This is a genomic window from Paracnuella aquatica (assembly GCF_003332885.2).
Classification (GTDB): domain Bacteria; phylum Bacteroidota; class Bacteroidia; order Chitinophagales; family Chitinophagaceae; genus Flavisolibacter; species Flavisolibacter aquaticus.
In genome coordinates, this window is the sequence record NZ_QOWJ01000014.1 from 63,636 (window position 1) to 85,674 (window position 22,039).

At 49.4% G+C, this 22,039-nt stretch carries 22 protein-coding genes; 6 read left to right on the plus strand and 16 right to left on the minus strand.

What is annotated here, in order from left to right:
• Nucleotides 1-14: 14 nt before the first annotated feature.
• Nucleotides 15-899: an EamA/RhaT family transporter gene (locus tag DRJ53_RS16950; RefSeq protein ID WP_114236857.1), complete on the minus strand. Its 885-nt coding sequence runs from the start codon at nt 897-899 to the stop codon at nt 15-17.
• Nucleotides 900-966: 67 nt separating this feature from the next.
• Nucleotides 967-2,049, minus strand: a complete 1,083-nt coding sequence (gene ribD, locus DRJ53_RS16955) for a bifunctional diaminohydroxyphosphoribosylaminopyrimidine deaminase/5-amino-6-(5-phosphoribosylamino)uracil reductase RibD (protein WP_241558590.1) — start codon at nt 2,047-2,049, stop codon at nt 967-969.
• 106 nt (nt 2,050-2,155) lie between these two features.
• Between ribD and prmC the strand changes: the two genes are divergently transcribed.
• The 3 genes from prmC to DRJ53_RS16970 all read left to right on the plus strand — a co-directional run bounded on the left by prmC (nt 2,156) and on the right by DRJ53_RS16970 (nt 4,246).
• Entirely contained in the window at nt 2,156-3,055 is a 900-nt protein-coding gene (gene prmC / locus DRJ53_RS16960; protein WP_162303907.1) for a peptide chain release factor N(5)-glutamine methyltransferase, read from the plus strand.
• Between the two features lie 209 nt (nt 3,056-3,264).
• Entirely contained in the window at nt 3,265-3,831 is a 567-nt protein-coding gene (locus tag DRJ53_RS16965) for a PepSY-associated TM helix domain-containing protein (protein ID WP_114236860.1), read from the plus strand.
• A 49-nt stretch (nt 3,832-3,880) separates the two neighbouring features.
• Nucleotides 3,881-4,246 (plus strand): VOC family protein, encoded by a 366-nt coding sequence (locus tag DRJ53_RS16970; RefSeq protein ID WP_114236861.1) that lies wholly within the window; start codon nt 3,881-3,883, stop codon nt 4,244-4,246.
• A 226-nt stretch (nt 4,247-4,472) separates the two neighbouring features.
• On the opposite strand, the gene DRJ53_RS16975 is transcribed toward DRJ53_RS16970, so the two are convergent.
• The 5 genes from DRJ53_RS16975 to DRJ53_RS16995 form a co-directional block, all read right to left on the minus strand.
• A complete protein-coding gene (locus DRJ53_RS16975) occupies nt 4,473-4,880 on the minus strand; it encodes an ExbD/TolR family protein (RefSeq protein WP_114236924.1) in 408 nt (135 codons plus the stop codon).
• A 145-nt stretch (nt 4,881-5,025) separates the two neighbouring features.
• Nucleotides 5,026-5,724, minus strand: a complete 699-nt coding sequence (locus DRJ53_RS16980) for a MotA/TolQ/ExbB proton channel family protein (protein WP_114236862.1) — start codon at nt 5,722-5,724, stop codon at nt 5,026-5,028.
• 220 nt (nt 5,725-5,944) lie between these two features.
• The gene (locus tag DRJ53_RS16985) at nt 5,945-6,880 is read right to left on the minus strand and encodes an SPFH domain-containing protein (RefSeq protein WP_114236863.1); all 936 of its coding nucleotides are present in this window, start codon (nt 6,878-6,880) and stop codon (nt 5,945-5,947) included.
• A 186-nt stretch (nt 6,881-7,066) separates the two neighbouring features.
• Nucleotides 7,067-8,317 carry a peptidase T gene (gene pepT, locus DRJ53_RS16990; protein ID WP_114236864.1) on the minus strand — a complete coding sequence of 417 codons (1,251 nt, stop codon included), beginning with the start codon at nt 8,315-8,317 and terminating at the stop codon, nt 7,067-7,069.
• Between the two features lie 128 nt (nt 8,318-8,445).
• Nucleotides 8,446-9,567 (minus strand): acyltransferase family protein, encoded by a 1,122-nt coding sequence (locus tag DRJ53_RS16995; RefSeq protein ID WP_114236865.1) that lies wholly within the window; start codon nt 9,565-9,567, stop codon nt 8,446-8,448.
• A 282-nt stretch (nt 9,568-9,849) separates the two neighbouring features.
• Between DRJ53_RS16995 and DRJ53_RS17000 the strand changes: the two genes are divergently transcribed.
• Entirely contained in the window at nt 9,850-10,452 is a 603-nt protein-coding gene (locus DRJ53_RS17000) for a hypothetical protein (RefSeq protein WP_114236866.1), read from the plus strand.
• Nucleotides 10,453-10,539: 87 nt separating this feature from the next.
• Here the strand turns inward: DRJ53_RS17000 and DRJ53_RS17005 are convergent, their stop codons facing one another.
• Nucleotides 10,540-10,992: an FKBP-type peptidyl-prolyl cis-trans isomerase gene (locus tag DRJ53_RS17005; protein ID WP_114236867.1), complete on the minus strand. Its 453-nt coding sequence runs from the start codon at nt 10,990-10,992 to the stop codon at nt 10,540-10,542.
• A gap of 243 nt (nt 10,993-11,235) precedes the next feature.
• Between DRJ53_RS17005 and DRJ53_RS17010 the strand changes: the two genes are divergently transcribed.
• Together DRJ53_RS17010 and fmt are read left to right on the plus strand one after the other, a co-directional pair.
• A complete protein-coding gene (locus tag DRJ53_RS17010) occupies nt 11,236-12,558 on the plus strand; it encodes an exo-beta-N-acetylmuramidase NamZ family protein (protein ID WP_114236868.1) in 1,323 nt (440 codons plus the stop codon).
• A gap of 63 nt (nt 12,559-12,621) precedes the next feature.
• Nucleotides 12,622-13,617, plus strand: a complete 996-nt coding sequence (gene fmt, locus DRJ53_RS17015; protein WP_241558591.1) for a methionyl-tRNA formyltransferase — start codon at nt 12,622-12,624, stop codon at nt 13,615-13,617.
• 107 nt (nt 13,618-13,724) lie between these two features.
• Here the strand turns inward: fmt and DRJ53_RS17020 are convergent, their stop codons facing one another.
• The 8 genes from DRJ53_RS17020 to DRJ53_RS17055 all read right to left on the minus strand — a co-directional run bounded on the left by DRJ53_RS17020 (nt 13,725) and on the right by DRJ53_RS17055 (nt 21,935).
• Nucleotides 13,725-14,711: a LysM peptidoglycan-binding domain-containing protein gene (locus tag DRJ53_RS17020; RefSeq protein WP_162303908.1), complete on the minus strand. Its 987-nt coding sequence runs from the start codon at nt 14,709-14,711 to the stop codon at nt 13,725-13,727.
• 162 nt (nt 14,712-14,873) lie between these two features.
• Complete coding sequence (locus tag DRJ53_RS17025; protein ID WP_241558592.1) at nt 14,874-16,250, minus strand: methyltransferase RsmF C-terminal domain-like protein; 1,377 nt, start codon at nt 16,248-16,250, stop codon at nt 14,874-14,876.
• Nucleotides 16,251-16,486: 236 nt separating this feature from the next.
• Complete coding sequence (locus tag DRJ53_RS17030) at nt 16,487-18,037, minus strand: NAD(P)(+) transhydrogenase (Re/Si-specific) subunit beta (protein ID WP_114236870.1); 1,551 nt, start codon at nt 18,035-18,037, stop codon at nt 16,487-16,489.
• A 60-nt stretch (nt 18,038-18,097) separates the two neighbouring features.
• Nucleotides 18,098-18,415 carry an NAD(P) transhydrogenase subunit alpha part 2 gene (locus tag DRJ53_RS17035; protein ID WP_114236871.1) on the minus strand — a complete coding sequence of 106 codons (318 nt, stop codon included), beginning with the start codon at nt 18,413-18,415 and terminating at the stop codon, nt 18,098-18,100.
• Nucleotides 18,416-18,427: 12 nt separating this feature from the next.
• Nucleotides 18,428-19,549, minus strand: coding sequence for an NAD(P) transhydrogenase subunit alpha (locus DRJ53_RS17040; protein WP_114236872.1), 1,122 nt, complete (start codon nt 19,547-19,549; stop codon nt 18,428-18,430).
• A 50-nt stretch (nt 19,550-19,599) separates the two neighbouring features.
• Complete coding sequence (locus DRJ53_RS17045) at nt 19,600-20,397, minus strand: O-methyltransferase (protein ID WP_206609814.1); 798 nt, start codon at nt 20,395-20,397, stop codon at nt 19,600-19,602.
• A gap of 99 nt (nt 20,398-20,496) precedes the next feature.
• A complete protein-coding gene (locus tag DRJ53_RS17050; protein ID WP_114236873.1) occupies nt 20,497-21,006 on the minus strand; it encodes a dihydrofolate reductase in 510 nt (169 codons plus the stop codon).
• Between the two features lie 119 nt (nt 21,007-21,125).
• A complete protein-coding gene (locus DRJ53_RS17055; RefSeq protein ID WP_114236874.1) occupies nt 21,126-21,935 on the minus strand; it encodes a thymidylate synthase in 810 nt (269 codons plus the stop codon).
• Nucleotides 21,936-22,039: the final 104 nt, after the last annotated feature.

The following is a 22,039-nucleotide window of genomic DNA, read 5'->3' on the forward strand; positions in this document are numbered from 1 at the left end:
TAACCCGCTGCAAGTTACCCAAAAGCAATAAGGGCAATAGAAACAACCGTCAGCGCAATGCCAACGCGGTTGATGGTTGAAAGCCGTTCGCGGAACAGGAAGAATGCCGCCAGCGTGCTCACGAGTATGATGCCCATGTTGTTGATGGGAATAATGGCAGATGAATTGCCGGGATACAACTGCAGCACTTTTACCAGGCCCCAGATGGAAAAATAATTGGGAATGCCGATGAGCACACCGGCAATAATACTAGATGGTACAAATTTTTGTTTGCCGCTCAGTACCAACCCGATTAACACAAGTGAACCGATAGCTGCTGCCGTAGCAAAAGAAGTAATCAGGTAGGCATCACTGTTAGTGCTATTCAAAAAATTTTGCTCCACGTATTTAATCAATGTATCGAGCAGGCCTGAGCCCGCAAACAATACCGCCGGCACCAATAACCTAAGGGCAGGCGAAAGCCGCGCTGTGGCGCGATCACCTTCTTTTGCCGAAGGCATGCAAGTGGCCACAACGGCAACCAGCGCAATGATCAACCCAATAATTTTTAGCGCCGATGCGGCTTCGCCATACAGGTAAATTGAAAACGCAAACGGGATGACCAAGGATAATTTGTTGGCTACCGATGCCACCGAAACCGAAATGCGCTGCGCGGTAAACCCAATTAAATTGAATAGTGAAATAAAAAGCGTGCCCATCAGCACCGCCCACCAAAACCAGGAGGATTCGGGTGGATTAGCAGTAATAGGGAAAGCCCCATTTACAATGGTTCCGGTAACCACGCAGGTGATGTAATTAAAGACGATGGCCTGCAACACAGGAATGCGAAAACGTTCCACTGCTTTTAGCGCGACGATGAGGTATGCATTAAAAAAAATAGCCAGGAACAGGTACAGCAAAAGGTAGGATGTTTAGTTGATCAGGAAAATGGGTACAAAATGAGTTGGTCTTGGCTTCAGTAAAATATCAGGTTTGTTGCGGTTGTTGGTGTGTAAAATAGTGGATAGTATCGCCGCCCAGTTGCTCCATTGTTGTAAATTGATGGTTTTTTAAAACAGATGCTGCTACTCCGTTGCCCGCCATCAAGGCTTCGTTGGTGATTATCCTTGCTTCATCCCACAAACCTGCGTCAATAAAAGATTGCAACATTTGCGCACCGCCTTCCACCAGCACACTTTGCACACCTAATTGATACAACGCATCACCCATTTGTTGCACCAACGAACCGCCATTTTCTATTTTAAAATAATAAACTCCTGCCGTTTTGCGCCAATCATCGGGGCTTTGTATGGTGTGTTGCAACCGGTTGAAAACGATCGTCGAAACGGCCCCATCAAAAATCTTTAGGGTTGCAGGCAATTTCCCATTCAAGTCTACTACAAGCCGCAGCGGGTTATGGCCCGGCCAGAGCCTGGTGGTCAGCTCCGGGTTATCGGTGCGGGCCGTGTTTGTGCCCACTAGTATTGCGGCTTCTTCAGAACGCCACTTATGCACCAGCCGATCGGAAAAAGCGTTGCTGATCTTTAGCCGTCGGCCTTCGCCAGCGCTGATTTTACCATCGCCGGTCTGTGCCCATTTTAAAACAATGTAGGGTCGCCGTTGTGTGTGAAATAAAAAAAAGCGAACGTTTAGGTCAATGCACTCTTGTTCCAACACACCGGTTATCACTTCCACTCCTGCCGCTCTTAATTTTTCAATGCCTTTGCCTGCCACCAGCGAAAACGGATCGCGGCAACCCACCACCACTTTTTTGATCTGCTCCCGCACAATCAGGTCGGCGCAGGGTGGCGTTTTGCCCCAATGGGCACAGGGTTCCAGCGATACATACATGGTGGCATCTTTCACCAGGTGCCGGTCTTCAGCCGCCACCGACGCCACGCAGGCTACCTCAGCATGTGGGCCGCCCCATTGCTGGTGCCAGCCCTCGCCAATGATGCGCCCACGGTATACCAGCACCGCGCCTACCATGGGGTTGGGCGCCACGCTGCCGCGGCCCAGTGCGGCCAGTTGCAAACAACGGTACATGTATTGATGGTGAACAGTTTCCATGTGCGGCGCCAAAAGTAACGAGAATGTAGTTGCTTTGGCCAAGAATAGCGGCACTAACAAAATTGCGGTGGACCATGCACCTCCTAAAACATTTTACAGCAAAACCATGACAATAGCAGCAGCAACAACATGGCTGGAAAACGAATTGCAACCAGCTTACGGCGAAGTGGAAGCGCCGAAAATGGCGGCCATGGTGATGGAACACCTCACCGGCTGGAACGAAGCAAACAGGCGGTTGCACCGAAACGAGGATCTGCCCGGACAACAAGCGCAACGCCTTGCTGAAATACACCAGCGGCTGCTGCAACACGAGCCCATACAGTATGTGCTGGAAGAAGCCTGGTTCTATGATTTTAAACTGTATGTAAATAGCGCTGTGCTGATACCAAGGCCCGAAACCGAAGAACTGGTGTACTGGATTGTGCAGGATGTAACAGCGTCTGGGGCAGCAGTGCTACAGCGTGGCGCTGCGCAAGCCGACCAGACCAACGTGCTGAAAATTATGGATGTGGGCACTGGCAGTGGCTGCATTGCACTGGCCCTTAAACGCAAACTGCCGTTGGCGGAAGTATGGGCTTGCGATGCAAGCGATGCAGCGCTGACAGTTGCCCGTCGCAATGGCGCGGAACTGGACATCTGTGTAGATTTTGTTGCGTTGGATTTTTTGGATGCAGCGCAGCGCCACCAGTTGCCAACTGTAGATATCATTGTGAGTAACCCGCCTTATATTCCGGAGGGAGAAAGCGCAGCCATGCCACGCAACGTGGTGGAGCATGAGCCGCACATGGCGCTTTTTGTTCCGAATGAAGACGCACTGCTTTTTTATAAAGCCATCCTGCAGTTTGCCTCTGAACGACTTTATAAACACGGCGCTATTTACCTGGAAATTCATGAAGATCTAGGCGCCGATGTGTGTGCCTTATTTGAAAACGCTGGATTTACTACAGAACTGCGCAAAGACATGCAGGGAAAGGCCCGGATGGTAAAAGCTTACCTGCGGTTATAAATTCAATGGGAAAATTATCATCGGCGAATTAGGCGCAAAAAAGTTGCAAACGTATTGGGTAACGAAGCATAATTGCGTGGCAAAAACTGCACGCAGCTTTTTAATGATTTTACAATCCAGCAATCGACACTAACAGTGCACATCTGCATGATCCGCATTTAGTTGTTACTTTGACCGAACAACACAACCTAAATCCAAGCATCGTTGTAATGACCCAATCGAACAAGCGCCAGCAGCAGGCAAAAGTGCTCCGGCTGTTTCGCCAGTTGCACCGGCAAACCGGTGTGCTTCTTTTTGTTTTCTTCGCCATTGTTTCCATCACCACCATTTTGTTGGGATGGAAAAAAAATAGTGGCGGAATGATCCAGGCAAAATCGTACAAAGGCACGTCCACCAACCTGAGAGATTGGTTGCCTATGGATAGCCTGCACACCATTGCCTGCCGAGTGCTGCACGATTCGGTTTCGAAAGACCTGTCGCTGGAACTGGACCGGATAGATGTGCGACACGATAAGGGCATGGTGAAATTTATTTTCGTCGACGATTTTCTTGGTGTGCAACTCGATGGTGCAACCGGCGAGCTGCTGCACATTGAAAAAAGATGGTCGGACCTGATTGAAAAGATCCACGATGGCTCCATCCTCGATCACTATTTTAACACCAGCAACGACGCGTTCAAATTAATATATACAACCATTATGGGCGTTGCGCTGATGATATTTACCGTCACCGGTTTTTGGTTGTGGTACGGGCCTAAGCGCATGCGCAAACAGTAGTTTTATAAAAAATTATTCCGACATCAAACTGCATAAAAACAACAAGCAAATGAAACATGATGCCCGCTCCATAAGGCCGTTTATTGGCGCAAAAGACTTTGAAGTGTCCCGTAGTTTTTACCGCGACATTGGTTTTGAAGAACGGGTGATTTCACCCAATATGTCTTTGTTTGTAACCGGCGCGCTGGGCTTCTACCTGCAGGATTATTATATGCAGGAATGGATCGACAACACCATGATCTTTCTGGAAGTGGATGATGCGGAGCGGTATTATGATGAATTGAATTCCTTAAATCTTGCCAATAAATATCCTGGTGTACAGCTGGTGCCCGTTCGCAAGGAAAGCTGGGGACAGGAATGCTTTTTACATGACCCGTCGGGTGTGTTGTGGCATTTTGGGCAGTTCAATAAATGAGTAGCATAAACTAAGAAGCCTGCAACAGTAATCAGTTGCAGGCTTCTTAGTTTATGTACTTAGTTACAAAAAAGGAAATTTATAATTATCAGTGTCGTCATGCCGAACTTGTTTCGGCATCTCCTGCTCTAATTTTAACCCACGCTTTTGAAGGAGTTGCCAAAACAAGTTCGGCATGACATTGTACTAGTTTATGAGCTAACTTTTTGATCAAAGATCACTTCTTTTACTGCGCATTGCGGTCAACAGCGAGCACGGTGCGGGCATTGAGTTCGCGGCCCAGGCGCATCACACCAACAACATATTCCAGCGGCACTGTTTTATCGGCGTTGATCACAATGGTGGGTTCCTGCAAGGTATCGCGGTGGAGCAGCGGCATCAGTGCGGCTTTCATGGCACTGTCGCCTTCCACGCGGTTGGTGCCCACATAATATACTTTATTGGCATCAATCGAAACCACCACGGTTTGCTTGGCCTTGGTATCGCTTTTAGCCTTGGGCTGCGATAGCTTGATGACGTTGGGATTGGCCAGCGTTGCTGCAATCAAAAAGAACAGCAGCAGGATGAACAAGATATCGTTGAGCGGGCCGGTGTGCACCTCGGCATGCGACCTTAATTTTCTTCTGATATTCATGTAACCAGTGATTTGCAGGATTAAAAAAGGATGTTTCAGGATAGCTGCACAGTGTGCCTGCAGTACAAGTGTGCGACGCAACCGAGGCTAAATAGTACCACTAAAGCTGGCCTCAAAAAAACAACTCCGAACTACATACTCCAGATTATCGGGTTGGCTCCTGCAGGATGTCGATAAACTCCGAGCTGGACGCCTCCATTTTATTGGCGTTCTTGTCGACCTGCGTATTGAGGTAGCTGTGCGCAATGTAGGCCAGCAAACCAATGATCAGACCCACCGCCGACGTTATCATTTTGGTATAAATACCGTTGGCCATGCTTTGGATGGTAAACTCGCCGGTAGATGCCAGGCGGTAAAACAACTGGAACATACCAATGATGGTACCCAAGAAACCAAACATCGGCGCAATGCCTGCAATGAGCGACAGGATGGACAAGTTTTTTTCCAGGCGGTAGAGTTCCAGCTTGCCCACGTTTTCCATGCTTTTTTCAATAGAGTCGATGGGTTTTCCGATGCGCTGGATGCCTTTATCGATAATGCGGGCAACAGGGTTGGCGGTGTTTTTTGCAAACGAACGGGCAGCGGTAACGTTGCCGTTGTAAATATGATCGCGTATGATGTTCATGAAATTGGGATCAATGCGGCCCGCCTTCTGAATGGCGAGATAGCGCTCCACAAAAACATAAATGGTGATGACAAAAAGAAGCAGGAGCGGCAGCATGATCCAGCCACCCATGGTCAGCAATTCAATCATGCTTAGCTGGCCATCGCCATTGGTGTCGCTTTGGGCTACGGTTTGTGCGGCTTGTACCGCTGTGTCTGCCATTTGCAGCAAGTCCATCATACTGGTGGTTATTATTGGTGAAAAACTAATCTTCAACGCCCCGGCGCCTGCTTTATTTTGGGCCGCTGCCGGGCGGGTGGCAAAAATAACCGCAGCGATGGCAGATTTACACGATTTAAGAAGAATTTCTGTATTGCCGCTCTAAATAAATATTGCGGCCGGAAATAGGGCGCAGTTAAAAGGGGCCGAAGCCCCTTTTATTGTTTGCGATATATTGCTATTAATTCGTCATGGTGGTGCCGGCCTGCTTTACCATCAGCGCCTGTATCTGCTTCATGGTTTTTTCCATACCGTCGGCCGATCCATCGAGGAAGATGACGTTGCCTTTGCCGTATTCGGCAAAGTTTTTCACCGCTTCGGTCCACATGCTGAATAAGATCACGTTGGTATCCAAATTAGCTTGTTTCATTTGCTCGGCGGCTTCGGTCATGCCATGCGCCACTTCCTGGCGGAAGAGGGCCACACCCTGGCCACGGAGCCGTGCTGCTTCGCGTTCTGCTTCGGCGGCAATTTTAATGGAGTTACCATCGGCTTCGGCGGCTTTTGTTTTGGTGATCAACAGTGCCTGGCCTTCGTTTTCGGCAGCGGCTTTCAGGTTGTTCGATGCCACCACTTTGCTCATCGAATCCAGGATTACTTTATCAAACGAAATATCAGTGATCTGCAAATCGAGCAGGTGATAACCCCAGTCTTCCAGCGAAAGGTCAACCTGTTCTTTTACATACTCCACAATTTCTTTGCGCAAACCCAGGATTTCTGCCTGCCGCTTTGATGCTACATAAGTACGGATGGTGCCTTCAACCGTACGGATGAGGGCCGACATCATATCTTTTTCGGAAATGAATTTGAACGCTACTTTTTTAATGGTGTTTTCGTCGGCGTTTTGCACCGCGTACAACAACATTGATTTAAAATAAACGTTGGCTTGGTCGGCAGTGATGGCCTGGAACTCCAACTCCACCGAACGGTTTTGAATGGAAACTCTTTTATAAACCTGCTCGAGGATTGGAATTTTGATGTTGAGGCCCGGACGCACAATGCGCTGGTACTTGCCAAACATGGTGATAACACCAATGTATCCCTGGTTGATGGTGAATAAACCGGTGAAGACAATGATCAATAGTAAAATCAGCCACCAGTAGTCGAGTATAAACATAGCAGTTACAATTTGTTTCGCTTAAAAATAACCAATTAGCGGTTAGCATTTTGGTAATTCGGCTTTGCACTGCTGCTGTTGCAAAACATAACCATGCATTAAACGAAACAAATTTCTACCCTTTGTATTTGTTTAAATCTATTTGACTGTTCAATTTTCAAATCTTCAAATCATCAAATTTTCAAATTACTCCCCTGCTTCTTCCCACACCTGCACCAAGTGTACAATGGTTTCGACGGCTTTGTTCATATCCTGCACCGAAATGAATTCGCGTTTGGAATGAATGGCCTGCATGCCGGTAAAAAGGTTGGGACAAGGCAACCCCATAAACGAAAGCCTGCTGCCATCGGTGCCGCCGCGGATGCTTTCCGTTTTTACAGGCAAACCAGCCCGTTCGATGGCTTGCCGCGCAAACGCTACTACCTGAGGGTGCTGGTCCAGCACTTCCTTCATGTTGCGGTATTGTTCCGTTACAGTAAATGTGTATGATGCTTTTGGATGTTGCTGCAATACTTGCCGCACAACGCTTTCCAACAAATCTTCTTTTTCTTTCAGGCCCGCGGTTACAAAATCGCGGATAATAAATTCGAGGGTGCATTGTTCCGCACCGCCCGAAATACGCACCGGGTGAATAAAACCTTCGCGGCCTTCGGTTGTTTCCGGCGACAGGCTATCAGCAGGCAAAGCGGCCATGATGGCGCCACCAATTTTCAGCGCATTCACCATTTTATTTTTGGCATCGCCGGGGTGGGTAATAATGCCGTTGACCGTAACCGTTACCCCATCAGCGCTAAACGTTTCATCTTCCAACGATCCGCGGTCGCCGCCGTCGAGTGTGTAGCCAAACTCGGCGCCCAACTTTTGCAGGTCCACTTTTGCAGTGCCGCGGCCCACTTCCTCGTCGGGTGTAAACAGCACTTTAATGGTGCCGTGTTGTACCTGTGGATGCGCCACCAAAAACGCGATGGCATCCATAATCTCGGCCACGCCGGCTTTATCATCGCCACCCAGCAGCGTGGTACCACTCGCGGTAATAATGTCGTGACCGATGCATTCTTTCAAATAAGGCAGATCATCGGGGTTGAGTACAATGGCCGCATCATCGGGGAGTTGAATGGGGCCACCGTTGTATTGCTTGTGGAGCAAGGGTTGTATGCCAGTGCCGCTGGCATCGGGTGCCGTATCTACATGCGAACAAAAACAAATCACCGGCACTTTTTTATCGGTATTGGCCGGCAGCGTTGCGTACACATAACCCCATTCGTCCATATGCGCATCTGCCAAACCTAGTTCCAAAAGTTCGTCAGCGAGCAAACGTGCCAGGTCTTTTTGTTTTTCGGTGGTAGGCTGCGCGTCAGATTGCGGGTCGCTCTGTGTATCGATCTGCACATAGCGCATCAGGCGTTCGGCCGCGGTAAATTGGCAGTTGGAAAACATAGACCAAATGTACAGCAAGCAATTTCACTTTCTCCTTTTTGGCTTTGCCCAACTTAGTGATGCATGAGGCAACAAGCTTAAAGCTTTTTGCTGATTCATTTTGCAAAAATTTACCTCCTTCGCAATCCCTACACGGATTCCTTTAAACTAACACCAGCAGGCGTTGCCACCTTTTTCTGAAACACCTTTTTATAAAATTGTGTTCCAAATTTGATGGAAGGAAGCTCAATGATTTTATACGTAGCGTAGGAAAGGCAATAGAAAAACAAGAATGCCAACACCGCCGCTACAGCAGTGTACGCCGGATGCGCACCAAAGGTTAAGCGTTCGATGATCCACCCCAGATGCGGCTGGTGAAAAAGGTAAATGCTGTAGCTAAATAAGCCGATGGAGATAACAAACTTGTAGGCTTTTCCGCTCAGCAACTTTTTATGTTCGGTGTGCAAAATCCAATCGAGCAGCAGCACAAAAAATATGCTGAAAAACAAGAAACTGAAATGCAGATATACCGCTGTAAACCGCAATCCGATAACACACGCCAACACCAACAAAAGCTGGTTGAACGTTAGTGGAACCAACCGCTTGCCGTGGAAAAAACATTCAGCCAGGTAGGCACCCATTACCCATACAATCCAGTAATTGAGTACAAACGACTGGTAGCGGGCACTGGTAATTTGCAACAGTGCACCAGTAGTGGTCAGCGCCATTTGCAATAAGAAAATACCGAGCACTGTTTTTTTAACGCCGAACTTTTTTCTAAACAACAGGAAAAGCGGATAGATTGCATACAACTGCATTTCCAGCGCCAGCGACCAGAACGAAGGATTGATGGAAAAGAAATCGCTTTCGTTCAGGTTGTGCACCAAAAATGCATGCGACAGAAATTCACGGATATTGTTTGCCGGAACCGTTAGGGCAAAAAACACTAACGCAATCATGTAAGGCGGCCAGATGCGCCAAAAGCGCTTATTGAAAAACAGCGCAGGCACGAACTTGCCTTTTTGCAAATAATTTAAATGAATCAGAAACCCGCTGATCACTAAAAACAACTCCACCCCTGCCCATCCGAATGCACTGGGCAGAAAATTTTTGACCAGTTGATCGGTGCTGAAATCGGAAGGGTTGAGGAAAAAGCCGCCTACATATTTGATCTCGTACGGTACGCCAAAGATTTCTACACTCAGGTGGTAGGCAAAAACCATCATGATAGCAATGCCCCGCAAAAAATCGATCCGATCTAAATGCATCATGGAATTACAGCGAGTTTTGGTTTCGTATGATAAAAATCAGAGAAGTATAAAAAAGGTGTTTATGCCGGCAATATACATTACCAATCTTACTTAATAACGCAAATCGCTATGCGTATTTAAGAAATTTTTCCTATCGCTTGGTACCGAATGCACCTTAATGCATTCCTCATTTTACCGCCATCGAATGCTTGCATTGTAGCAACCGGTTGATTGAGTTTGGCGACTATTGTTTGGCAGCAAAACCTGAACTACCTTAATCCTAACCAACAACCACCTTGTGATATGAAAAAAACAATCATTGCCGCCCTTGTCGGGGGCATCATTATGTTCCTGTGGCAATTTATTTCCTGGAATGTTTCGGGCCTGCACGAACCGGCGCAACAGTACACGCCGCAGCAAGACCAGATCATGGGATTCCTCAATGGCCTGCAACTGAAAGAAGGCGGCTATATTTTACCAATGCCGCCGCCTACAGCCAGTATGGACGAATGGAACAAAGCCATGGAAGCCGCTGCAGGCAAGCCCTGGGCTCGGGTGGAGTACCACGCATCGCTGCAGGAAAATATGACGATGAACATGACCCGCGGACTGGTCACCAACTTTATTACCATGCTCCTGCTTTGCTGGGTAATAACGCGGTTGCGCCAGCGCAGTTTTGCAGCAATCCTCACTGCCTGCCTCGCCACCGGGTTCATTATTTTTCTCAATGTGCCCTACACCAACTATATCTGGTACCACAGCTTCGATGTGTGGGGCCATTTGGCTGATGCAGTTGTTAGCTGGGGCCTGGTTGGCTTGTGGCTGGGCTGGTATTTAAAAACAAAAGGCACCGCTGCAACCACTGTAACCAACAACCGCAGATCGGCAGTGATCAATATTGATTGAAGCAACAAACAATAGATAATAAAAATGCCATCCAGCTGGATGGCATTTTTATTATGGTAAAAGCATGATTGCTTTTGCTATTCAATCTTAAGGCATAATGATGCGCGACGTAGGCACGATCTCAACCAGCTCGATATCGAAAATGAGGTCTTGGCCAGCCAGCGGGTGGTTGGCATCCAGCACTACCGATTCTTCTTTTATTTCGGCAACGGTAACCGGGAATTGTTGGCCCTGGCCGTTGTTCATCATCAGTTGCTGGCCTACTTCAGGGTTCATTTCGGGCGGGAACTGCGATTTTGGAAATTCAATGATCATTTCCTGGCTTTTATCGCCGTAGGCATTGGCCACATCAATTTCCACGGTGCGCTTGTCGCCCACCTGCATGCCCATCACACCCTGGTCAAAGCCGGGAATAACCTGTCCACCGCCAACGGTAAACTCAAGCGGGTCGCGGCCTTCAGAGGAATCAAAAGTTTCGCCGCTGCGCAGCTTTCCGTGGTAGTGTACTTTTACCTTATCACCGTTCTGAACTTGTTGCATGGTTTCAAATAATTTTAAAGGTCAACAAAAAAGTATGCATCGTTTCCTTTTGCCCCGGGCAAAAACAGAACTGCAGCTACCAGGTGGGGCAAAAGCAGGCCGGTGGAAAGATAACAGGGCGCCAAGGTACGCACTTCCCTGAAATGTCGTTCAAAACGCTGTTAAATCGCCGCTACCAAACGCCGCAAACCGGGGGCCTGCTGTTTTCTCCCTATTTTAGCAGCCGATCAAATACCCTTATTCATGGCGCAAATTTCCTGCCTTAAAGCGGCAAGCCTTACCTTTTCATTGTTCCTGCTGTGCAGCTGTACGGCCCAGCAACAACCGGGCAACAACGGCAACGCTGCCGCGAAACCTAAAGCCACGAACACAATTCAAAATAAAGGCATCAAACCCGCGGCCGAGCGGCTGGATGCGTACCTGCCCCAGCTCAAAGGCAAGACTGTAGCCGTTTTTGCCAACCAAACTTCGATGATTGGCAACCGCCACCTCGTTGATGTGTTGAAAGAATCAGGCGTAAAGATCAAAGTAATTTTTGGACCCGAACATGGCTTCCGCGGCACTGCAGAAGCGGGTGCTTCCGTCAACAGCAACATCGATAAACAAACCGGCATCCCGGTGGTTTCGTTGTATGGCAAAAAACGCAAGCCTTCGAAAGAGGATGTAGCGGGTGTGGATGTGTTGTTGTTCGACATACAAGATGTAGGCGTTCGTTTTTACACATACATTTCCTCGCTGCAGGATTATATGGAAGCGGCCATTGCCTACAACCTTCCCTTGATGGTGCTGGACCGGCCCAACCCCAATGGCTTTTATGTGGATGGCCCGGTGCTGGAACCCAAATACAAATCGTTTGTGGGCATGCAACCGGTGCCTGTTGTATATGGTATGACCATTGGCGAATACGCCAAAATGCTCCTGGGTGAAGGTTGGCTGAGCAAGGAAGCAATGGAGCAGTACACGCAAAATGTACTGGCGGCCATGTACCCACCCGGTGCCAAATATTTTGGCCTCACCGTTGTTCCCTGCGAAGGTTACACCCACAACAGCAAATACGATCTGCCCGTGGCACCATCGCCCAACCTGCCCGAAATACAAAGCATTTACTGGTACCCCAGCACCTGCTTTTTTGAAGGCACCGTGTTGAGCGAAGGCCGCGGCACGCCGAAGCCCTTTCAAATTTTTGGACACCCATCGCTGCCTAAAACGATGTATGCGTTTGTGCCCGAGTACCGCAGCTATGCGCCGGAATCGAAACCGTACAACAAACAATGTTATGGTTGGAACCTGCACGGCACACCCGATGAAGTGTTGAAACAAGTGGATGGCAAACTGCAGATAAAATACCTGTTGGAAGCCTACCGGTTGTTCCCCGATAAAAGCAAGTTTTTTATCCTGCCCAAAAGCGGCAACGACGTGGATGCTTTTTTCAACAACCTGTCGGGCAATTATACGCTGATGCAGCAAATTAAAGCGGGCAAATCGGAAGCGGAGATCAGGAAAAGCTGGGAGCCCGGATTGACCATGTTCAAAGAGATCAGGAAAAAATACCTGATTTATCAGTAGTGCTCCGCCAATGTTCGGCTCATTTTAAAAGGACAATTAGACAGGCTTATAAAATAATTCTCATTGGAACCATCTCAGAAAGATACAGCAGTAACGCAAAGTACCAGCGCAGATGCATCGGGCAAATCCTTCCAGCAATTGCGCATCGTGTTTATGGGCACACCCGAATTTGCCGTGGCATCGCTTGATGCGCTGGTGGCAGCAGGCTGCAATATTGTGGGTGTGGTTACTGCCCCCGACAAGCCCGCCGGGCGGGGCATGCAACTGCAGCAAAGTGCAGTAAAAAAATACGCGGTGGATAAAGGATTGAACGTGCTGCAACCGGAAAAACTGAAGAATCCTGAGTTTTTGGAAGCACTTGCAGCGCTGAAGGCCGACCTGCAGATTGTCGTGGCATTCCGCATGTTGCCCGAAATCGTTTGGAACATGCCACCGATGGGCACCATCAATGTGCACGGTTCGCTCCTGCCCCATTACCGCGGGGCTGCACCTATTAACTGGGCCATCATCAATGGTGAGGCGGAGACCGGCGTAACTACGTTTAAACTGCAGCACGAAATTGACACCGGGAACATTTTACTACAGGAGCGCATACCCATCACCGATAGTGACACCGCCGGCACATTGCACGACAAAATGAAAGTGGTAGGCGCAGGATTATTGGTAAAAACAGTGCAGGCGCTTGCCGGTGGCACACTGCAAGAAACGCCGCAAACTTTTGCCGAAGGCGAAATCCTAAAACATGCACCAAAGATTTTTACCGATACCTGTCGCATTGACCCGCAACAACCGGTAACTGCGGTGTATAACCTTGTTCGGGGCCTGTCGCCCTACCCCGGCGCATTTACCCAGCTGGATGGCAAAACGCTAAAGGTTTATGCTGCGGATAAAGTAAAAACAACACCCAGCCACCAACCGGGGCAATGGCACACCGATCAGAAAACTTTTTTGCAACTGGCCTGCACCGATGGCTATCTCGCCATTAAAGAGCTGCAGCTCGAAGGAAAAAAACGCATGCAGGTGGGCGATTTTCTGCGCGGTTATCGCTTTGCAGCATAAGCAACATGTCTTTTAAAAAAAATAAAAAGCGGAGCACCTTTTCAAGTGCTCCGCTTTTTATTTTGGCCTTCTGACTTTACCAGCCAAAAGCCGTTCCCTTAACGATTTTAGTAATTCACTTTCACCACAAACTTATCCTGCTCGCCAATTTCCAGTGCCGTTGCTGCAGCGTTGGAAATGCGCACATCGAGGCCTGAGTTTTGGCGAATGCCGCTCATCTCACCCAGCACCTTTGCAAACACCACTTTGCTGTTGGTGGGATTTACCACGCGGATGATGGTGCCCGGCTCTACACCGTCCATCAGTGCGTAAAATTTACCATCCTGCCAGCCGCTGGTGGTTTTGAAAATGCTGCCGTTTGCAGTCACTTCTTTACCCGCATTGCTGCTACGGCTTTGCTGTTCAAATTGGTTTTTAAAATACCCCGAACCGCTGGTGCTCAATTGCCTGGGTGCAGCTGGCTTAGGCGCAGCAGTTACTGAAGGCGCTGCGGTTTGCGTTTGGGTATTTTGTGTCTGGGTTGGTGGCGGTACCGTATTGTTGGCTGCAACGGAATTATTATTGTTTGCAGCAGCATTGTTGTTTGCCGAAACAGGCTGCTCCTGTGGCCGCGGCGCTGGTGTGGCCGCAACTGCATTGGTGCTGGTGGCAGGTACACCAGTGGATTGTATATAACCTACAATCAGCTTTTGCCCTGTGGAAATATTGTCGGAAGACAGCTTGTTCCATTGCCGCAAACTCGCCATCGACACCTTGTTGTTTTTTACACTAACACGGTACAGCCCTTCCTTTTCGCCCACCACGTAATATACAGGCGTGCCGCTCTGGGCAGTCTGCGAGAAATTGGTATTGTTCAGCGGTATGTTGATGGTTTGGCCCACGCTCAGGCCATTGGCCATATCCACGCCGTTAAAAGAGGCAATGTCTTTTGGCGAAATGGCATACAGGCGACCTATGGAATAAAAGTTTTCTTTGGCGGCAACGGTATGCGGCACATACAGTCCTTTATCGTTGCTGTGCACCAACACCTCGTTCTGTGCAAAGCCCGTCAGGGCCACCAATCCAAATGCCAACAAGAGCAACAATTTTTTCATGCGGATAATGTTCATTTTTAATGTTCCAGCAACCGGGTGTGCAATTTAGCAAATGCAGCACAAAGCAAAGGCGCCGTTAACAATTTAAGGCTAAGTTTAACCCCGGCTGTAATAGTTGCGTTATCATTCTACACATTATTTTACTTTCAATAAAATCAAGCATCAAGCCTGTTTCAAAATACGAAACTCTTTGGGGTAATAGTTATTGATCCGGTTCCCTAACGCATTCATCCAGCCCAAATTGTGCCCGCCGAACCGGGCCAGTTGCCAGCCCCGCTGTTCTGGCTGCACGGAAAGGTCGAGGCGCTGCAGGTATTTGATGGCCTCCGAAAGGTCAAGGTCCGTGGCTGTTAAGTGCGGCGTGATGATTTCGCTAAGGGCCAGCGCATGGTCGGGCACTAATTTACCCTTCATTACCTCGCCCAGCCTGACGCCCGCTTGCTGCACATACAGGTTAGCTTTGATGATGCTGAATGCTTCCAACAGCGGGGCAGGCAACGCGTATAAAAAACCTTCTTTTAAAATCGAAAAATCTCCTGCGGCTATCCAGGGTGCCACAGCCGCTTTTTCGGCGGATGACGCCGCCTCGGGTTTTGTAGTTTTGTACCGGCTAGCACCGCCGCTGCCTTTCCGGAAACAGGCCAGATAAAAGCCTTCGCCTTTTACTTGATCTGGGAAAAAGCGGTAACCGACCGAGCCCGTATTGGGCGACTGCGAAGTAACGATGCCCCAACTTTGCGCAACCTCCAGCGACAGGTTTTCCAAACCCCACTCCTCCACCAGCCAGTCGGCGATGGCCTCATCTTCTTCGGCCGAATAGGAACAGGTAGAATAAACAAGCAGGCCGCCCGCTGCCAGGCAAGGCAACGCATCGGAAAGAATGCGGCGCTGGCGGCCGCAGCAGAGCTGCACGGCATCGGGGCTCCATTCGTTGATGGCTTCCGGGTCGCGGCGAAACAAGCCGCTGCCGCTGCAGGGCGCATCCACTACCAGCACATCAAAAAAGCCTTCGAGGCGGGCAAAATGTTGCGGATCGTTGGCCGTAACCACCACGTTGGCGCCACCCCATTTGGTCATATTTTGCCGTAAAATACCCGCCCGCTGCCGGATCACTTCATTGCTCACCAACAGGCTTTCTTTCGAAATCAGGGATTGAAGGTGGGTGCTTTTGCCACCAGGTGCGGCGCACAGGTCCAGCACTTTTAGCGGCTGGTCCAGGATCGCCAGTTGGGTAATGGCCTGTTCCAGGAACATGCTGCTGGCCTCTTGCACATAATAGCAACCGGCGTGAAAAAGTGGATCAAACGTAAACGAAGGCCGCTCGGGCAGGTAATGGCCCCACCGTGACCAGGGCACTGCCTCACTGGTGTTGGCAATGCCGCCGCCTATGCTTGTTAGATCGTCGTTGGTAAACTTAAGCGGGTTGACCCGGATGGAGGTGATCTTTTCTTCCTGTGCATGCACATCGATGAATGCCTGCGCATCGAAGCCGGGCAGGTGTTGAAGGGATTGGAGCAATGCAGGCGGAACTATGGCCACAATAAAATTTTGGATAAAGGTACAGCCGGGCGGCAAGGGAGAAATGCGATGTCGTGATGAGGGATTTTGTGAACCACGAAGACACGAAGCAACGAAGGGCACAAAGGAAAAAAAGAGCGGCAATGAAAGGTTGAAGGTTTAACCCTGATTGAGCGCCTTGCGTATAAAAAAAGTCAAAAGACCTTGCCGAACGGCGCAGCTCTTTTGACTTTTGCATAAAGAATTTTTCTTCCCGCTTAAATACTTTTGATCTCAGCGATCAGATCCTGCAATACTTTTTTGGCGTCACCAAACAGCATGGAAGTTTTGGGCCGGAAAAACAGGTCGTTTTCAATACCGGCGTAACCGGGCTTCATACTGCGTTTATTGACGATTACATTTTTGGCCAACTCCACATCCAGTATCGGCATGCCGTAAATAGGCGAAGCCGGATCGGATTTAGCTGCGGGGTTTACCACGTCGTTCGCGCCGAGAATAAGCACCACATCGGTGGTAGGAAATTCTTCGTTGGCCTGTTCCATTTCCTGAAGCTTATCGTACGGCACGTCGGATTCGGCGAGCAGTACGTTCATATGCCCCGGCATGCGGCCCGCCACCGGGTGAATGGCATATTTTACTTCCACACCACGTTCTTCCAGCAATTTTTCCAGCTCGTGGCAGGCATGCTGCGCCTGCGCCACAGCCAGGCCATAACCGGGCACGATCATCACTTTGTTGGCATAGCCCAGCACAACACCTGCATCTGACAGTGAAATTTCTTTAAATGCGCCCTGCTCCTTGGTGCCGCCGCCAGCCGCCACTGCCGTGCTACCGCCAAAGGCACCAATCAATACATTTTTCAGCGACCGGTTCATGGCTTTACACATCAGGATGGTGAGCAAGGTGCCCGCTGCACCCACCAGGATACCGCCGGTAAGCATGGCGTTGTTTTGGTACAAAAAGCCGCCGCAGGCCGCCGCCACACCGGTAAAGGAGTTGAGCAGCGAAATAACCACCGGCATATCGGCGCCGCCAATGGGCAGCACGAACAAAACACCGTAGGCTAAGGAAAGCAGCAGGATGATATAAAACTGCACGAACACCGAAACGGGCAGCTTGATGTGGATTTTATTAAAAATAGTGAGCGGCCCCAGCATGCCGATATCGCTTTGCGATACCACAAACTGCGAATAAATATTGTACAACAACAAGGCACCGAGGAACAGGATCATGCCCAGGAGCGAAAGGTTTACAATATGCTGCCCTTTAAACATTTTGTCCTTGATGCGGCCATTAAGTTTGCCCCACGCAACGACAGAACCTGCAAACGAAACCGAGCCGATGATGAGCCCAAGCAGCACCGTTACCATGATTCCGATCTGCACCGGCAGCACCAAAAATGCTTCGTCGATGGAATCGGCATTTTGATAAGCCTCGTGTATTTGAAATGTAAAATCGGTGGACGCAAAATGGTTGAATTCGGCAATGGAAATAAGGGCCGCACAAGCGCCACCCATGCCATTGAACAGGGAAACCATTTCGGGCATGGCTGTCATCTGCACTTTTTTTGCCGACATCCAGCCAATAACACCACCCACTGCAAGCCCCGCAAGGATCCATCCACGGTTTTGCAGTAAAATGCCGTCTTCATTTTGATACATGAACATGGTACCGATGATGGCCAGGCCCATACCGGCGGCAGAAACAAGGTTGCCTTTCCGCGCCGTTTCGGGGTGCGACAGCATTTTTAAGCCGATGATAAAGGATACGGAACTGAGGATGTATATGATGATTAAAACACTGTCCATGGAAAAGTCTTAATGATTCTGAACGGAAAATTTTGACCTGATGACTTGTAATTGGCTCTCCTACTTTTTCGGTCCTTTCTTTTTAAACATTTCCAGCATTCTATCAGTCACCACAAAGCCACCCACCACGTTGATGGTGCCGAGCACCACAGCCAGGAAGCCAAGAATCAATGCAGCGATGTTGTCTTTTGGGGCCTGCCCCATTACAATAATGGCACCCACGATCACCACGCCATGAATGGCGTTGGCGCCACTCATCAGCGGTGTGTGCAGCACACTGGGCACCCGGCCGATCACTTCAATGCCTACAAAAATCATCAGGATCACTATGTAGATGACCTGCTGGTTTGCCGCCAGCCAGTTGATTGTACTGTTCATATCTAAATGTGGTTATGCAGTTGTTTGAATAAGCGATTGAACGCGTTCGTGCACAATGGCGCCATCATGAGTAATGCACGATCCGTTCACCAGGTCATCGTCCCATGCAAGGTTGAGCGCACCTTCTTTTGACGTAACAAGGGCCAAAAAGTTCTGGATATTTTTACCATACAGCTTCGATGCATCGGATGGCGCGGTTCCTGGCAGGTTGCTGTTGCCCACAATAGCCACACCATTATACGAAACCGTTTCGCCGTTTTTGGTAGCGGCTGTATTGCCACCCGAAGATGCTGCGAGGTCAATGATCACAGAACCTGCACGCATCCGTTGCAGCATATCATCGGTAACGAGCAAGGGTGCCCGCTTTCCGGGTATTTGTGCTGTTGTAATCACCACGTCGGCCTTGGCAATAGAATCGGATATGCGTTGCTGTTGGCGCTGCTTGTAATCATCTGTTTGCTCCACGGCATAGCCACCCGCTTTCGATGCATCGGCGGCGCCGTCTACTTCAATAAACTTGGCGCCCAGGCTTTGCACTTCTTCTTTTACCGCGGGGCGGGTATCAAACACTTCCACCACTGCACCCAAGCGGCGTGCCGTGGCAATGGCCTGCAGGCCCGCCACACCGGCACCCAGTATTAGCACCTTGGCCGGCGCAATGGAGCCGGCAGCTGTCATGAACATGGGAAAATACCGCGGGTACAATTGTGCAGCCAGCAGCACCGCTTTGTAACCGGCCAGGTTGGCTTGCGACGATAACACGTCCATACTCTGTGCCCTGGTAGTGCGGGGCAGCATATCGAGGCTAAACACCGTGGCACCCTGCTGGGCCCACTGCGCTATTTTTTCCGGGAAAAAAAGAGGCTGAAAAACGCCGATGAGCACGGCACCGGGTTTAGGCAAAACCGATGGCGCATTGATGGAAAGCAACACATCGGCCGAAGCAGCTATTTCGTTTGCGGTTGCCATTTTTGCACCGGCTTTTTCATAATCAGCATCGGCGGCAAACGACCGGGCTCCTGCGCCGGGCTCTATTAATATCTGGTGGCCTTTTTTTACCAAAGCGGCAACGGCCTCGGGCAGCAGCGATACCCTTGTTTCTTCTGCAGGCTCTTGCAACACGCCAATGATCATAGGCTGAAAATTATAGGTCGAAAGGTAAAGTAAATTTGCATGGTGGGTTTTTAAAAACGAACGGTAAAATGCTGTTTTTCGTGGAAGCTCGTTTTGAAAAACACAAAGCCCATAAAGAACAGGTCAACGGTGCAGCGTACCCACGGATGTTGCTGTATTTCAGCCCAAGCCCGTTCCATTTCGGCACTCCAATGTATGTCATCAAAAACAAATATGGAATCGGTTGTTGCGTGGGGCAAAATCAGGTGGAAATATTCCATCGTTGGTGCGTACCGGTGATTGCCGTCAAAGTAGGCAAGATCTACCGACTTTAAAGTTGACAACAGTTTGGGCAACTCCTGATTAAAATTTCCTACCGACGACTGAATGTTTGCAATGCCCGCATCCTGCCAACCTTCATTAGCCACTTGTTGTACTGCACCACTGCCTTCAATGGTATAAACTGTTCCCTTTGTATTGGCAGTAGCCAGGTATGCAGCGGTCAATCCAAGCGACGTGCCCAGTTCCACAATAGTGTTGGGCTGGTAATACCGCACCAGCCGATGCAGCATCTGGCTGTATTTACGCGGCTTTACGGCTGTGGCTGCCAGTTGGGCCACAGTGCGGTGTTTGGTGGCCGCTGTTCTTGATCCGGCGCCAAAATCTTCAATGTGCAGCATGCGCTTGTCGCGCTGCAGCTTTTTGCGCTGCTGTTCTAAAAACGGCGGCGGCGCATATCCCTGCCCGTTATGCAGTACGTTTAATATAAATTGAAAAACAAAAGGCGAATGCATGCCATGCCCTTTGCCATTCATGGCGGTGCAGTAATAATGGATGTATTTGCGGGCTAGTTCAAAATGCGAGTACAAGGAATTGGGTCTATGTTAAGCGTAAAATTTTCCAGTAAAATTCGATAAAACAAAAGTTCAGAACAGCAAGCGCTACCACCATCCAACATCTTCCATCCATCATCTCTCGATGCGTTCCCACACTTGGAAGGTATGCGCATAAGCGTTCTTTTCGTCAGCGCTGCAATGCTGCTCCCGCACCATGTTCCACTCATTTTCGTTGATCGGCGGCAAAAACACATCGCCGTCGAAATGATGGTGTACCCGGGTAAGGTAAAGACGCTGTGCCTGCGGCATTGCTGATGCAAAAATTTCCGCGCCGCCAATTACAAATATCTCTTTCACTCCAGCTGTTTTTGCAGCTTCCACCGCCCCGTCCACCGAGTGCACCACCAGCACACCAGGATATTGCCAATCACCATTGCGGGTAATTACAATGCTTTGCCGACCGGGCAGCGGTTTGCCAATCGATTCGAATGTTTTGCGCCCCATCAAAATGGGCATGGCCCACGTCAGGTTCTTAAAATATTTAAGGTCGTTGGGCAGGTGCCAGGGCAATTGATTGGCCTTACCAATCACGCCGCCTTCATCGGCCGCCACTACAAAACTTATGATGGGTTGAAAGGACATGAATCGGTGATTATTAAAAGCAAACAAGATGGGAAGTCAAAAAGCAAAATTCAAAAGTAAAAAACGGTGTACATGTTTGTATGGTTCCCGTTTTTGACTTTTGCCTTTTGACTTTTTACTTAAACTGCTACCGGCGCTTTAATGGCCGGGTGGCTTTGGTAATTGGTGAGGGTAAAATCCTCGTATTGAAACGAAAAAATGTCTGTTACCTCTTTATTTAATTGCATGGTGGGCAGCGGAAAAGGTTCCCGCGAAAGCTGCAATGCTACCTGCTCCATGTGGTTACTATAAATATGCACATCGCCAAAGGTGTGTATAAACTCGCCGGGCTCCATGTCGCACACTTGTGCAATCATCATCGTCAGCAAAGCGTATGATGCAATATTAAAAGGCACGCCCAAAAACACATCGGCCGACCGCTGATATAACTGGCACGAAAGAGTGCGTTTTCCGGCGCTGTTTACCGCAGTGTAAAACTGGAACAGTGCATGGCAGGGCATCAACGCCATCTGCGGCAACTCGGCCACGTTCCATGCCGATACGATCAGCCGGCGGCTGTCGGGGTTGGTCTTTAGCTGATGTATAAGTTCGGTAATCTGGTCCACCACTTTACCATCCGCGCCGGCCCAGCTACGCCATTGCTTGCCGTATACAGGTCCCAACTCGCCTGCTTCGTCAGCCCACTCGTCCCAAATGCTCACCTTGTGTTCTTTCAAATAAGCAATATTGGTAGCGCCTTTCAGGAACCAAAGCAACTCGTAAATGATGCTTTTCAGGTGCACCTTTTTGGTGGTTACCAGCGGAAAGCCCTTTTGCAGATCGAACCGCATCTGGTAGCCAAAAACACTCTGCGTGCCGGTACCGGTCCGGTCGCTTTTATGAACGCCGTTTGCCAGAATATGCCGCAGCAGATCGTGGTATTGTTGCATGCCTGCAAGTTAAGGCGCGGGGGTTATAAGCATTGCGTTGGGGAAAAAATGAAGGCAACTTAGCTTGGGCGCTATCGCGTTCCACTAAACCATAGATTTTGGCG